Origin of the sequence: Jeotgalibacillus sp. R-1-5s-1 (assembly GCF_004405105.1) — a bacterium.
Classification (GTDB): Bacteria; Bacillota; Bacilli; order Bacillales; family Jeotgalibacillaceae; genus Jeotgalibacillus.
Window position 1 is genome coordinate 21,524 of record NZ_SORW01000005.1, and the last position, 14,912, is coordinate 36,435.

Annotated in this window: 12 protein-coding genes; 10 read left to right on the forward strand and 2 right to left on the reverse strand. The window is 43.9% G+C overall.

What is annotated here, in order from left to right; genetic code table 11:
* Positions 1-78: 78 nt before the first annotated feature.
* From E2491_RS03335 to E2491_RS03345, 3 genes are all read left to right on the forward strand, one after another.
* Positions 79-1,938: an LTA synthase family protein gene (locus E2491_RS03335; protein ID WP_244093870.1), complete on the forward strand. Its 1,860-nt coding sequence runs from the start codon at positions 79-81 to the stop codon at positions 1,936-1,938.
* A gap of 16 nt (positions 1,939-1,954) precedes the next feature.
* Positions 1,955-2,797 carry a DUF1206 domain-containing protein gene (locus E2491_RS03340; protein WP_134372643.1) on the forward strand — a complete coding sequence of 281 codons (843 nt, stop codon included), beginning with the start codon at positions 1,955-1,957 and terminating at the stop codon, positions 2,795-2,797.
* 111 nt (positions 2,798-2,908) lie between these two features.
* A complete protein-coding gene (locus tag E2491_RS03345; RefSeq protein ID WP_134372646.1) occupies positions 2,909-4,288 on the forward strand; it encodes a Glu/Leu/Phe/Val family dehydrogenase in 1,380 nt (459 codons plus the stop codon).
* Positions 4,289-4,411: 123 nt separating this feature from the next.
* Here the strand turns inward: E2491_RS03345 and E2491_RS03350 are convergent, their stop codons facing one another.
* On the reverse strand, positions 4,412-5,689 hold the full coding sequence (locus tag E2491_RS03350; RefSeq protein WP_134372649.1) for a S8 family serine peptidase: 1,278 nt from the start codon (positions 5,687-5,689) through the stop codon (positions 4,412-4,414).
* 334 nt (positions 5,690-6,023) lie between these two features.
* Between E2491_RS03350 and E2491_RS03355 the strand changes: the two genes are divergently transcribed.
* Complete coding sequence (locus E2491_RS03355; protein WP_134372652.1) at positions 6,024-7,037, forward strand: S66 family peptidase; 1,014 nt, start codon at positions 6,024-6,026, stop codon at positions 7,035-7,037.
* A gap of 13 nt (positions 7,038-7,050) precedes the next feature.
* Positions 7,051-7,554 (forward strand): DUF1648 domain-containing protein, encoded by a 504-nt coding sequence (locus E2491_RS03360; protein WP_166805776.1) that lies wholly within the window; start codon positions 7,051-7,053, stop codon positions 7,552-7,554.
* 600 nt (positions 7,555-8,154) lie between these two features.
* Here the strand turns inward: E2491_RS03360 and E2491_RS03365 are convergent.
* The gene (locus tag E2491_RS03365) at positions 8,155-8,589 is read right to left on the reverse strand and encodes a peptidylprolyl isomerase (protein WP_134372658.1); all 435 of its coding nucleotides are present in this window, start codon (positions 8,587-8,589) and stop codon (positions 8,155-8,157) included.
* A 159-nt stretch (positions 8,590-8,748) separates the two neighbouring features.
* Between E2491_RS03365 and E2491_RS03370 the strand changes: the two genes are divergently transcribed.
* From E2491_RS03370 to E2491_RS03390, 5 genes are all read left to right on the forward strand, one after another.
* Complete coding sequence (locus E2491_RS03370; RefSeq protein ID WP_134372661.1) at positions 8,749-9,669, forward strand: proline dehydrogenase family protein; 921 nt, start codon at positions 8,749-8,751, stop codon at positions 9,667-9,669.
* A gap of 59 nt (positions 9,670-9,728) precedes the next feature.
* Complete coding sequence (locus E2491_RS03375; protein ID WP_134372779.1) at positions 9,729-10,280, forward strand: superoxide dismutase family protein; 552 nt, start codon at positions 9,729-9,731, stop codon at positions 10,278-10,280.
* A 534-nt stretch (positions 10,281-10,814) separates the two neighbouring features.
* The gene (locus E2491_RS03380; RefSeq protein ID WP_134372664.1) at positions 10,815-11,801 is read left to right on the forward strand and encodes a LacI family DNA-binding transcriptional regulator; all 987 of its coding nucleotides are present in this window, start codon (positions 10,815-10,817) and stop codon (positions 11,799-11,801) included.
* 153 nt (positions 11,802-11,954) lie between these two features.
* The gene (locus E2491_RS03385) at positions 11,955-13,388 is read left to right on the forward strand and encodes a PTS transporter subunit EIIC (RefSeq protein ID WP_134372667.1); all 1,434 of its coding nucleotides are present in this window, start codon (positions 11,955-11,957) and stop codon (positions 13,386-13,388) included.
* A gap of 14 nt (positions 13,389-13,402) precedes the next feature.
* Positions 13,403-14,878 carry a glycoside hydrolase family 32 protein gene (locus tag E2491_RS03390; protein WP_134372670.1) on the forward strand — a complete coding sequence of 492 codons (1,476 nt, stop codon included), beginning with the start codon at positions 13,403-13,405 and terminating at the stop codon, positions 14,876-14,878.
* Positions 14,879-14,912: the final 34 nt, after the last annotated feature.

Genomic DNA, 14,912 nt, shown 5'->3' on the forward strand with positions numbered 1-14,912 from the left:
CGGATTTTTACTTGTACGGGTTAACCGCAAATTACACAGGGTAAATAATAGTGAGATATTTCCGGGAGGAGGGGTGCCGTGAAGATCAAAAAGTTTCAGTCAGTTGATTACTTTATTTTTGTTTTTATGCTCATATTGAAGATGTCTCTTGTAGGCATGATGACAGGCACCTACTTTGGTGTCCATCTGTTTTTTGTCAGTTTGGGATCCGTGTTATTGATGACTGCATGGACACTGTGGATCAGTCCTTCAAAACGCAGGTGGATTTTATTTTTTCTCAGTATTGGATTTACGGTGCTGATACTCTCGAATGTCTGGTATTACCGCTATTTCAGTGATTTTTTATCTGTAGCACTTTTAATTCAGATTCCTCAGATGGGAGAGGTCGGCGGTGGATTAAGGGATTTAATTTATCCTGCTGATTTTCTGTTATTTACGGATATTGTTCTGTTTGGCATTTATTTGGTGTTTAATCGTAAGAAATCTTTTAATGACTTACCACGTAAATCAAGAAATCGTTTTGTGGTGATGGGAGTAGTGGCGGGACTGTTTTTTCTGGTTACTCCTCTGGCGATCAATGCTGGAGACAGAGATGAGTGGCTGGTTCAGGATTCGCTTTCAAATATGCGCACGTATTTTAAAGCTGGAATGATGGGGCACCATGTGATTGATATAGGCCGGGAAATAAATGATCAGTGGATTGAGGAAAAACAATTAACAGCCGCTCAGCAAAGGGAGCTGCAGCAATTCTTCGATAGCAACCGTGATCAGCCTGTTGATGAAACGTTTCAGGACAAGCCGAATGTGATTGTTATTCAGCTGGAATCGTTTCAAACATCAGTCATTGATCAGCAAATTGATGGTCAGGAGATCACACCGTTTATCAATAAATTTAAAGAAGAAGTGCTTTATTTTCCGAACTTTTATCATCAGACTCATCAGGGGCGTACATCTGATGCTGAATTTTTGTTAAATACGTCTTTTTATCCGCTGAAAGCAGGATCCGTTTATACGAGATATCCGGATCACTCCTATGACTCTCTGCCTGAAAAAATGGATAGTCAGGGGTATGAAACTGCAGCCTTTCACGCATTCAAACGGGATTTTTGGAATCGTGATGATGTATACAGTAACTTCGGTTTTGACCATTTCTTCAGTATCGATGATTTTCCTGATGGAGATATCATCGGCCTGACACTAAATGATAAGGATTTCTTCTTATCATCAGTGGACCGAATGATGGAAATGGAGGAGCCGTTTTATTCGTTTCTTGTGGCACTGACCAGTCACACACCATATGATTTTCCTGAGGATAAAAAAGAATTGAATCTAAACAGTCTGGAAGAAGAAATTATTCAAAATTACTATCATAATATCCATTTTGTTGATCAGGCATTTGGTGCGATGGTGGATCGTTTAAAAGAAGAGGATCTTTGGGATGATGCGTTGGTTGTCGCATATGGGGACCACGACAGCGGTCTGCAGGAGCCTGGGAGAGATATGGCTGAAATGGCTGAAGCAGAGTCAGCCGTAGACTATTTGAACCTTGGTAGAAAAGTGCCTCTATTTATGAAGCTTCCGGATATGGATACTGGGGAAGTGATCAGTACAACGGGCGGAACAATTGATATTGCACCGACGATTCTGTCATTGCTTGGTGAAGATAAAGGTTACATGATTGGTGATAATCTGTTAGATGATAAAGCGAATCTGACTGTTTTTCGCGATGGATCCTACTTATATGATGGATACTACTATCAGGCTGATCTGACTACTGAAAGAGAGAACGGCACGTGTTACAGCCTCGAAACTGAGGAACAGACAGAACGTGCAAATTGTTCGCCTGTTTTATATGAAGCAGCTTCTCAGCTTCGGATGTCTGATTTGATTATAAAGAAAAATGCAGTTGGTCAGTTGAAAGGAGAAACAGTGGAATGAAAGGAGAAAAAACATCATGGGACAGGCAACGTTAAAAGCTAACAGCACGAAAGAAGAAGTAAAACCATGGGTCCGTCGTCTTGGCCGATTCGGTTATATGGCTAAAGGTGCGGTTTACATGATTGTGGGAATTCTTGCATTGATGGCGGCCACTGGAGTCGGTGGTGGTGAAACAACAGATACCACGGGTGCGCTCCAACAGGTTGCAACGATTCCGTTTGGTGAAATGCTATTGTGGGTTGTAGGGATCGGTTTGTTTTTTTATATTATATGGGAACTGATTCGTGCGATTTTTGACCCTCAACAAAAAGGAACAGACGCCAAAGGTTTAGGTATTCGTGCAGGTTATGTGATCAGTGCAGTGATTTATAGCGGTCTGGCAACATCGGCTATTCAGATTGCTATGCATGCTGAAAGCGGTGGTGGGAATTCTGAACAAACCCTGTCTGCTACGCTGCTTGGTCAGCCATTCGGTCAGTGGATTATTGGTCTCATTGGTGTCGGCGTCATTGGATATGGGGTCTATCAGCTTTACGCAGGTTATAAAGAAAAATTCATGCGGAAGTTTATTTTAAAAGACATGAATCAGCATGAGAAAAAAGTGGCGAAAAATGCCGGGAAGTTAGGATTGATTGCCAGGGGGATTGTACTTGCGATGGTCGGATTCTTCTTTATACAGACAGCCTATACGGCGAACCCGGATGAAGCGAAAGGACTTGATGGCGCTTTGGGTGAAATAGCCTCCCAGCCATACGGAATGGTGTTGCTTGGTTTGGCGGCAGCCGGTTTGATTTTATACGGCATTTATGAAATCATTCGAGGGCGTTATGCCAGAATGAATTTTGGGAAAGATGAGTAAAACGGATTTTTTAATCAACTATCGTAGAAAAAATCATATCCGTCACTTCAATAGCGGATATGATTTCTTTTATGATAAGGTGGTAGAAGAAACCAAAAGGGGGACATTCACATGCAATCTCAAACTCGTGCCATTGTACAGGAATCACTCGACGCGCTGATGGAGGACACAAATTTTCTGCCAGAGCTTACAAACGGGCCCAGAGAGAAAGCGTTTTCATCTCTCGCGGCTGTTTTATCCACTCCGAATAAAATACATAAGTCCTTTCTCAGGATCGTGCTTGAAAAAGGTGAAATCGTCAGAATCCCGGCTTTTCGTGTCCAGCATAACAATGCCCTTGGGCCTTATAAGGGCGGGATTCGTTTCCATGAATCCGTGAACGAAGAAGAGGTCATCAACCTCGCCTTTCTGATGACGCTGAAAAACTCCCTGCATGATGTGCCGTTTGGCGGTGGAAAGGGAGGCGTGATCGTGAATCCAAGAGAACACACGCCAAAGGAATTGAATCTGATTTCTAAAAAATATGTTCAATATTTTGCCGATGTCATTGGCCCGGATAAAGATATTCCTGCCCCGGATATGGGGAGCGGTGAACGTGAGATGGATTGGATGATGGCTGAATACAAAAATATTAAGCCGGGTGAACCTTATCGAGGAAGCTTTACAGGGAAAAGCGTGATTAACGGAGGATCTCTGGGGCGAAGAGAAGCAACAGGAAAAGGCGTCTATTTTACTTTCCGTTACATGATGCATGATTTTATTCAGACCAACAAGGAATGGCTGAAAAAAACAGATAACACTTTTGCTAGAACAGCGCTTGATCTTTATGAAAAGCCTTTAAGTATTGCTGTTCAAGGGTTTGGAAATGTTGGTTCCGTCACTGCTCTTGAAGCGTATCAGTGTCAAAAGCTTCAAAATAAAGTGATCGCAGTAAGCGACCGGAACTGTACGCTGTTTCATCAGGACGGGCTGGACATTCCGTCACTCGTGCAATTTACAGTTAAAAACAACGGTGATCTTCCGTATACAGAGGAAATGCTGATGGAGAGTGGCGTGACAGCCGAAATTCTTCATAGGGATGAAGTTTTAAGTATCGACTGTGATGTGCTTATGCTGGCGGCTTTGGAGGATCAAATTCATCAGTCTAATAAAGAGCAGATCAAAGCGAAAGTGATCGTTGAGGGAGCGAATGCACCTGTCACAGCAGATGCAGATACTTATCTGAACGAAAAAGGAACAATCGTTATTCCTGATATTCTTGCCAATGCGGGAGGAGTGATTGTGTCTTACTTTGAGTGGCTGCAGGGACGTGAAACACAGTTCTATAATGAGGATGAGATTTATCGTAAGCTATTCGAAAAGATGGAAGGAACAATGGAGACGATTTTGCCTAAATTTTTTGGGGATCCGCATTCTCTTCGACAAAATTGCTATATCCATTCAGTCATGAAGCTTTCACTGATTTTATATAAACAGGGTAAATTGTATTAAAAAGAAGGACAGCCGGGTCGGATGGCTGTCCTTTAAAAGTTGGGTTTGAAAAGTCCTTTACTTTTCAAGGTATATGAAAGGGGAAACAGATATTACAGGCTTACCAGTCCTGTAAAAGACAAATTAGTTAACTTTCGCGAAACCAAAACCTGATGCATAGTCATCTCCTGCAGCTGCGCCAAATCCACCAAGGATATCGTTAGCGCGTGCACGGTTTTGAAGATTAGCACGAAGCTGAGTGTTTGACCAGCCTGGATTAGCTGCCCAAACTTTTGCAGCAAGTCCGGCTACGTGTGGTGATGCCATTGAAGTACCGCTGATTGTGTTGTAACCGCCACCCGGCCATGTAGAGTAGATAGCTGCACCTGGTGCTGAGATTTCAACGTCGCCCTGCTGGATCACATAGTCACCATCAGTTGCAGCATATCCGCGTGATGAGAAGTCAGCTACACGGTATGTACCGTTTTGCTGGCGATTTTCAAGAGCGGCTACAGCAATTGCGTTAGGTAGTGCACCCGGATATCCGATTGAACCTTGGTTAGGACCTGAGTTACCAGCAGCAGCTACGACAAGAACGCCTCTGCTATATGCGTAGTTTACTGCGTTTGTAATTAAAGAATCCTGTCCTGCTGAACCAAGTGACATATTGATAACTGTTTTAGTCCCTGTAGCAGTTGCCTGATCAGCTGCGTGACGGATCGCTGCAGCGATATCATCAGAGTAACCTCTACCATCATCTCCAAGTACTTTGTATGCCCACAGATCAGCCTGTGGTGCAACACCGTAGATTCCAGCGCCATCGCTACCGCCGTCAGCAAGTGCTGAACCTGCTACGTGAGTACCGTGACCATCTACATCGTTACAGCTTCCATTTACAAGACCTGATGCAGTCGTGAAGTCTTTACACTGTTCTACAGTATTGACAAGATCATAGTGTGAAGTAAATACACCAGTGTCTAATACTGCAATGTTAATGCCTGCTCCACCGGAAGTTGTTGTCTGATTTGGATTGTTATAAATTGCTTTAATTCCCCAAGGCGTCTGTTGAGTAGGATACTCTCCAGCCATTGTTTCGAATTCAGAAGAGCGGACATCTGTATCGAGCGCTAATTCCTGAACCTTGGAAACTTTGAAATTCTTGTTTTTCTGAAGTGCCTGGAACTGCTTCTCGTTCATTTCAGTTGAGAAGCCGTTTTCTGAAAGCTCCCAGCGAACCTCATACTGGCCCTTCAAAGAATTTGCAGAACTTTTGGCAGCAGCATTGTTACCTACTGCTTCAACATACACACGGAACTTTTCTCCCCCATTTCCGTTGTCTGCCGGAGCAGCACTCGCGCCTGCAGGTAAAGCCAAACTAGCTGCAAGCAATAAACTTAACGCAACACTTTTAGACTTTTTCATTCTTTCGACTCCTTTTTTCTTAATATTTTGTGAACAACTTCATCCTATCAAAGGTTTAAACATTTGGTTATCGGGAAAATTCTGATGCTTTTTCAGACAGCAAACAGCACTTTATGATAAATATGGCCTCCTAATGGGTGTTTAAAATTGAATATTCTGTAAATTATAGATCTTTTCTAATAGGACAGGTCAATCATTTTACATAATACCCCGAAATAATTTTGGGAAAAATGACGAACATTCTATTAAAACAGCTAATTTTCAAGAATAAATAATTTGATAAGTAAATAAATGGTACAATAATAGTCAGGTAAACATGTTAGGAGAGATTTAATTGATACATTATCCAAGACTAAAGTCTTCAGCGACTATTGGCATTACTGCACCATCATCAGGTGTACAGGAAGAATTACACCATCTGATTGATCAATCGATTGAAAGAATGGAAGAGCGTGGTTTCAGCGTGGTATGCGGTGAGACGGTCTGGACACAGGACAAATCTGCTTCCGCTCCGGCCGCTCAAAGAGCCAGGGAGCTCAATCAAATGCTGAAAGATCCTTCCATCGACCTGATTATCCCGCCATGGGGTGGACAACTGCTGATTGAAATTCTTGAATATACTGACATGAAGAAAATAGATAAGAAGTGGATCCTCGGATATTCAGATACTAGCGTTCTGTTACTGGCACTAACATTGAAAACGGGCATGGCAACGGCGCATGGTGTCAACCTTGTTGATCTTCGTGGTAAAAAAACAGATGATATTACGGCTAAATGGCGTGACGTCTTATCTACTGAAGAAGGTGGAACGGTTGAGCAATATTCATCTGAGAAATATCAAAGAGAATGGGATTATGAAAATCCAACCGAAGTGGTTTATAACCTGAACGAACCGACAGAGTGGAAATCAATTGCCTGCCGGGGTGAATCATTTTCGGGTAGACTGCTTGGCGGATGCATAGATGTAATCCAGCATCTGGTCGGCACACCATTTGGCGATGTGGAAGGGTTCAGAAAGAACTTTATTAGTGATGATCCAATCGTCTGGTATTTTGAAAACTGTGAATTGAATACGGCCGGTGTCCGAAGAGCAATGGTTCAGATGAGGCTTGCAGGATGGTTTGACAATTGCTCCGGTATTCTTTTCGGAAGAAGCAGTGCAAATGATCCGGTTGACAATTATGAAATTGAAGATGTTTATAAAGCATTAAGCGAAGAGCTTTCCATTCCAGTTGTGTATGACATTGACTGTGGACATGTTCCACCTCAGGTGACTTTTATTAATGGTGCATGGGCTGATGTTGAAGTGGAAAATGGAAAAGGTAAAGTGCGTCAAACATTTAAATAGAGGTGGTATGAGTTTGTTACATCAAAACAGACCCATTGTTACTATTAAACAATCATTAGGGGAAAAGCTGTTCAGCGCGGTATCGCTTGCCTGTTTATTACTGGCTGTAGGATACTTAATGTTGTCCTGGCAGGAGCTGCCTGAGCAGGTTCCCCTTCATTTTAACGCATTGGGTGAGGCGGATCGCTTTGGAGGCAAGGCATCAGTTGTGATCCTGCCGATTTTGGGGCTTTTTATGTGGGGAAGTATGACGGCTTTTGAGCGTGTACCATATCTATATAATTATCTTGTGAAAATTACAGAAGAAAATGCGGAGAAGCAGTATCGGATCGGCGTATGGATGATGAACGTAACCAAAAACCTTTCTGTGCTATTATTTGCTTATTTGATTTATGAAACAGTGATGATGGGTAAACAGGAATCAGAACAGCTGACAGCCGGCATCTTACCGGCTTTCCTGGTTTTGATCTTTGGCGCAATTGCCTGGGCAATGTTTCAAATGGTGAAAAATAAGTAAAAGGAGGCGTTGAAGCTGTTTTTCGGCGGAAGTGCAGTTCCTGATGGGTTTTATATCGTAGCCGGTATATTAATGATTTTGTTTATGTTGCTTGTTTATCATTGGACGGATACAGATTAAAAAAGCAGGAGTCAACTCTTAGTCGGAGTTGCTCCTGCTTTTATTCATGGTTTTATAAACCGTGCCGGGTCATTCCTTCGCTTTCCGCTGTCTAGCTCCGTCGGGCAGGGACTAGCAAACTTCCCGTCCCCTCGTCCGATAAGTCAACATCAGCTCACTCCGTTCGCTGTGTTTCCTTTATCTCCGTCGGGGCCGGTCCAGTTTGTACGTCCCTAAACGCCCGTTTCCGCTTTTCGTTGGCCGCGCGGTGAGCCAGCTATTGCTTCGCAATACGCTGTCTCACCTGTCGCTTCTCTGCCGCAGGAGTCTACGGAATGACCCGGCACTTTTTGTGGATTTACTCATTATACCTCTTTTCTAATAGAACAAACCGCCGTTGAAGACTGTGATTCTATTGAAGAAGAGCACAAATGAATCTTTACGTGTATTTGACACGCTGGAAGAAACTAATTCTGACTGGATTTTGTCTCTAGTGTTTGTTTACCCGTTAACTCGGATTTCGTTGATGCCTGCGCCCTGCTCCATTGTTTGAGCATGCTCAAGTCCTTCTGTTACTTTACCGAATACAGTATGAACGCCGTCAAGGTGCGGCTGTGATTCGTGAACGATGAAGAACTGGCTGCCGCCTGTGTCTTTACCGGCATGTGCCATTGACAGTGAACCAGGCATGTGACGGTGAGGGTTTCCTTCTGTTTCACACTTGATTGTGTATCCAGGGCCGCCTGTACCGTTTTTGTTCGGGCATCCTCCCTGACTTACGAAGCCCGGGATCACGCGGTGAAAATTAAGTCCATCGTAAAAGCCTTCGTTTGCTAATTTTTCGAAATTCGCAACTGTACCAGGTGCTTCTTCCGGATATAGTTCAAATGAAATTTTCTGTCCATTCGTTAAATCGATGTAACCAGTCTTTGCCATTGTGAGCACTCCCTTATTCTAAATGTTTAACAGTTCTCATCTTACCATGATCTCCAAAAAGAAGAAAAGAAAGACCCTTTATGGATGAAATAGACTCTGCGTTTTCCGGTGCTGGTTAAAGGGAAAGTGAATGGAAACACGATCCAGAGGAGGATTCGAATGGTTGAACAAACACTTCGTACGGTTTTTACAACACTTGCTCACAGTAAGCCGCTGATTAAAACGGCAAGAAAGGCGGGGATGAAGCTTGGGGGATCTTATTTTGTGGGAGGGGAGTATACCGATGAAATGGTCAGTCAGGTAAAAGAGCTGAATGAAAAAGGAATCTCGGTGACCATTGATTGTCTTGGTGAATTTGTCAAAACGGAAGAAGACACGGTCTATTATGTGGACAACGCGATCGCTGCCATTCACGCGATACGTGATCATCATCTGAATGGGCAAATTTCACTGAAGCTCTATTCGGTTGGTCTTGAATTAGATCGGGAGCTTGCCATGCAAAATATGAAAAGTATTTTGAATGAAGCGGCCGGCTGTGATGTATTTGTCACGATCAATATGGAAGAATACAAAAACTGTGAGGCGATTGTTTCAATATTTGAAGAGCTGAGGTCTCATTATGAAAATATCGGTCTTGCGCTTCAGGCGAATTTATTCCGTACAGAGCAGGATTTAAATAGATTGCAATCACTGTCACCAGCGATCCGCTTTGTTAAAGGGGCTTATAAGGAATCAGAGGATGTTGATATTAATGATAAAAGTCATGTCGATGAAAATTATAAAAAGCTCGTCAAAGAGCATCTGCTGAACGGATTTTATACACAGGCTGCAACACATGACAATGACATGATTGATTTTGTTAAACAGGTTGTAAAGGACCATCGTATCCCTGCTGATCAGTACGAGTTTCAAATGCTTCAGGGTATGAGAGGAAAAAAGCAGGAAGAACTGGCGGCAGAAGGGCATAAAATGGTCGTATATGTACCGTTCGGTAAGGACTGGTATACGTATTTCATGAAAAGGCTGGCAGAGCGTCCAGCCAATATTGGCTTCACTGTCATGTCCATGTTCAGACGATAGAATAGAATCCTGAAAAACAGGACATCCTGCTAATGAAAAATGGCAGGAGGTTCAGTATGATGAAAAAATATACAGCGGGTCTTATTTTAAGTGGGATTTTTGTGTTTATCGGCGGCTGTCAAATGAATATGGAACAGGCAATGCCGGTATTAAGTGAAAAATCTGTTGAATCAGTATTGCTGAATGCTGAAGGTCAATCAGTGGGCACGGCACTGATGAAAGAAACCGCAGAAGGTGTTTCAATTCATTTGCAGGCTAAAAACATTGAGCCGGGTGAAAAAGCGGTTCATATCCATGAAAAAGGTAGCTGTGTTCCGCCTGACTTTGAATCAGCTGGCGGACATTTTAATCCGGAGAAAAAGCAGCATGGTTTTAATAATCCAAAAGGTTTTCATGCAGGTGACCTGTCGAACCTTGAAGTGGATGCAGATGGAACCATTAATCTCAGTTTGACGGTTAAAGCAGTCACGCTTGAAAAAGGAAGTCCTCATTCGCTTCTTGATGAAGATGGGAGTGCAATTGTTATCCATGAAAAGGCTGATGACTATCACACAGATCCGGCTGGTAATGCAGGAAAACGGATTGTTTGCGGTGAGATTAAGGGATCGTAACAGGAGAGCTGTTCAGGGGATAGAGCTGAACGGCTTTTTTTATCGGGTTTGACAGAGTGGTCGTGTATGGTGGATTGTTTGCCGCGATTACAGTTGCATTGAGAGATTTATGGCTTCCGCGGGAGGTATGTGTTGGCGGCTTCTGTTTCGTGGTGTGAGGCGTAGTCCATAAGACACTGAACTGACGAATTCTCGCCGGACCTCACAAACCCGCCGCCTAAGCTGGCGAACTTCGCGTCCAACCTCACGAACTCATCGGCGGAGCTGACGAATTCATTGGGGAAGCTCACAAACCTGTCCGCAGCCCCAGGAAGTGTTGGCGGCTTCTGTTTGGTGGTGTGAGGCGTAGTCCATAAGACACTGAACTGACGAATTCTCATCGGACCTCACAAACCCGCCGCCTAAGCTGACGAACTTCGCGTCTAACCTCACGAACTCCCGGTATAAACTGCCGAATTCCGCCGTTAACCTGGCGTCACGCCAAAATCTCAAATATGATATTATGATACAAACATTGTTACCGGAGAGGATTTTATGAAAGTTACGATTAATGATATTGCCAGCCGAGCGGGTGTGGCAAAAAGTACGGTTTCGCGTTATTTAAATGGGGGGAGAATCAGCGCGGCGACGAGTGAAAAGATTAAGCGTGTGATTGAGGAGCACGATTATGAACCGAACTCGTTTGCCAGAAGTCTTAAGTCGAAGAAAACGGGATTTGTCGGGGTGGTTGCACCTGCACTGGATTCTTTTGTGACGTCAAAAACGTTAATTAGAATTGATGATGAGCTGAGGGAGCGGGGATATACGACGCTCATTATTAATACGAGTCATTCCATTGAGCGGGAACTTGAAAGTCTGCAGAATCTGCAGCGGCAAAAAGTCGATGGGATGATTTTGTTTGCGACGGAGCTGACACCTCAGCATTTTGAGCTGATGGAGCAGCTGACCATTCCATTTTTGATCATTGGACAAGAAACTAAGCGCACTCACTGCATTGTTTTTGATGACTACAAGGCGGGTTATGAGATGGGACGTTACGTTGCCTCATCTGGTCATAAACAGATTTCATTTCTGGGCGTGCAGGAGGAGGATGTCGCGGTTGGTGTCAGGAGAAAAGAGGGCGTCATTGCAGGCTGTAAGGAAAATGGAGCGGAAACCGTGTCTTTTTTCAGGGGGAGCTTTGATTTTCAAAGCGCGATGAAGGCTGCGAAAGAGAATTTTTCTAACACATCTTCTACCGCGCTGATTTGTGCGACGGATACGATTGCGCTTGGTGCAATGAGAGTGGCAAGAGAGCTTGGGTACCGTATTCCGGAAGATATCTCGATCAGCGGGTTTGGGGGATATACCGTGTCGGCTATGATTCATCCGTCTTTAACAACGGTTGAATTTGATCACCAGGAAACGGGTGTCCTTGCTGCCTCTACAATCGAGAAACTTATTGAGGGTGAAGAGGTTGAAAAGCTTCAGAGACCAAGCTTTTCCATCCGTGAAGGGGAAAGTGTAAAAGGAAAAAAATAGCGCTTACAAAAGGCTTGCATTTTTAAGCGAAATGTTTTAGACTCATTTGTGGAACCGGTTCTATGAAAACGCTTCAGAAACTGGTTCCTAAAAAATACTTATATTTGGAACCGGTTCCACATTAAAGCCGGATCTGTTGAAAGGAGAAACCTCATGAGTGGGAAACTTCAAAAATACGAACCAACTGTGAAAGAAGTCATCCGGTTAATTGGCGGTAAGGAAAATATTCAGGGTGCTGCCCATTGTGCGACGAGACTTCGTATTGTGACAAACGATCAGGAGAAAATTTCTCTAAAGGAAATTGAACAGCTCGATCATGTTAAGGGAGCTTTTATTGCAGGTGACCAGCTTCAGATTATTTTTGGAGCAGGTACGGTTAATGACGTTTATAAAGTATTCCAGCAGGAAGCTGGCATGGAGGATATGTCATTAAGTGACGTAAAAGGTGCCTCTGCTAAAAAGCAGAACGCTTTCCAGCGCGGAATTAAGGCATTATCTGATGTATTTGTTCAAATCATCCCGGGACTGCTCGCAGCAGCTCTATTAATGGGGATTACAGGTCTGTTAAGTCAGCCTGGCGTATTTGCAGAACAATCTGTTGTTGAAATGTACCCTGCTATTACAGGGATTAACCGATTCCTGTCAATCATGGCGACAGGTATCTTTACGATTTTACCATTGCTGGTCGTATGGTCAGCTACAAAGCGCTTTGGAGGAAATCCAGTTTTAGGGCTGGTGATTGGTGCGATCATGCTTCATCCGGAACTCGGAAATGCCTTTGAGGTTGCTGCTGGAAATGTTGAAGCAGAAAATATTAATATTCTTGGACTTAATATCGAGCTTGTCGGGTTCCAGGGTGGAATCATTGTAGCCCTTCTGATGGGTCTTGTTGTGGCAAAGCTTGATCAGTTCTTTACGCGTGTTGTACCTGATATCATTAAGCTTTTCCTGGTACCGTTCCTTACTGTTACGTTATCAGGCTTACTGTTATTTGTGATTGTTGGTCCGCTTGGACGTTTCCTGGCAGATGGATTAACATCAAGCCTTCTGTGGGCAACTGAAAATCTTGGCGTTGTCGGATTTGTCATTTTTGCCGGAATTCAGCAGGTTGTCGTTATTACAGGTCTTCACCACGTCATTGGTGCGGTAGAGGCACAATTGATTGCGGATACTGGTTTGAACTTTATTATGCCATTGATGTCTGTTGCACTTATGGGACAGGGTGGAGCCGTACTTGGTTATCTGTTCCTTCGCTGGAATGATAAAAAAGCGCGTCAGATCGGCATCTCATCTTTTGGATCGATTTTATTCGGAATTTCAGAACCGGCACTATTCGGTATTAATGTACGCTATAAATTCCCGTTAATTGCAGGCTGTATCGCGAGTGCGTTTGCAGGTGCTTACGTATTCTTCCTGAATATTAATGCGCTTGGATTCGGTGCAACTGCAGTACCTGGTATTGCCATTGTTTCAACGACTGGTGGCGGCCACTTACACTATGTAATTGCCAATGTTTTTGCGCTTGTATTAGGAGCGATCTTCACCGCGATTTACGGAAAGGTGAAAAAACCAAGCTTTGATGTATAAAGAGGAGGACCATTATGACGACCCGCTATTTTGAACCGAAATACCGGACCATTTTAGAGGCGAAAGAGGGAGAGCTCGAAGCCTTAGCGAATAAATCAGCCTATGATCTGTGGAAGCCTGTGTATCATATTCATCCACAGTACGGACTGCTGAATGATCCGAATGGACTGGCCTGGTTCAAAGGCCGTTACCATGTGTTTTACCAGTGGTACCCGTATGGTGCTTATCATGGAATGAAGCACTGGGCACATGTTTCATCTGAGAATCTTGCTGAATTTGAACGCCACCCGGTTGCGATTACACCCGTTGAGGACTATGAGTCACATGGTGCATACTCAGGGGCTTCCCTGCAGGTGGGCGACGAACTGTATTTATTTTATACAGGGAATGTGAAGTACGATAAGGAAGCGCGTGACGCCCATCAGTGTCTGGCGATCATGAATGAGGCCGGGGAGATTCGTAAATATGATCAGAATCCCCTCATCAAAGGGGTTCCTGAAGGATACACAGGACATGTCCGTGACCCGAAGGTATTTGAACAGGACGGAACGTATTACATGCTCTTAGGGGCTCAGCGTGAAAATAAGACAGGTGCGATTATCGTCTATCAGTCACCTGATGCACTGAAATGGTCATTTTATGGTGAGCTCTCAGTCAATATTGAACTTGAGGGATATATGTGGGAGTGCCCGGATTACTTCGAGTTGGATGGGAAAGACTATTTAATCTTCTCCCCACAGGGCATCGATCCTTCCGGTGAAAACTACCATAACGTTTTTAATACGGTGTATGCTGCCGGAACGCTTAATATTGAAAAGCTTCAGTTTGAGGTTGAAGAATATCATGAACTTGATAAGGGCTTTGATTTTTATGCGCCGCAGAGCTTTGAAGCTGATGGGAAACGTCTGCTCTACGGTTGGGCTGGTGTTGGAGAGGTTAACTTCCCGACGGACGAAAATGCCTGGGCGCACTGTCTAACCCTGCCGCGTGAACTTGTCCGTAAAGGAAACAGACTGCTTCAGCGTCCTGCTGATTCGCTGTCATTACTTCAGGATAAGCTTCTTGCTGAGGGATCGACGGAAGGCTCTGGTCAAGAAGTATTACTGTACAATACGAGTGCAAAAGCCTTCAGAGTGTCGATCAGCACCACGTCACCTGCTGATATGAGCGTGCAGCTTTTCGAATCGGAGAATGAACACTTCTCCATCCGTTACGATCATGATGCTAAAAAAGTGACGGTGGACCGTTCGGGAATGACGCATGTGGTGGAAGCGCAATTCGGGACATCACGTGAAGTCACACTCGAGAACGATCTTTCTGAAATTGAAATTCTTGTTGATCACAGTATTGCAGAGATCTTTGTGAATGGTGGAGAAGCAGTCTTCACATGCCGTGTTTTTCCATTAAACGAAGAGAAAAATATGACAATCAGCAGCAATAGTAAAACATCATATCAGGTGTACTCGATGAAACGCGGAATCAGCCGCTGATCATAAGGACTGTCGTGCAAGTCAGATAGACTGA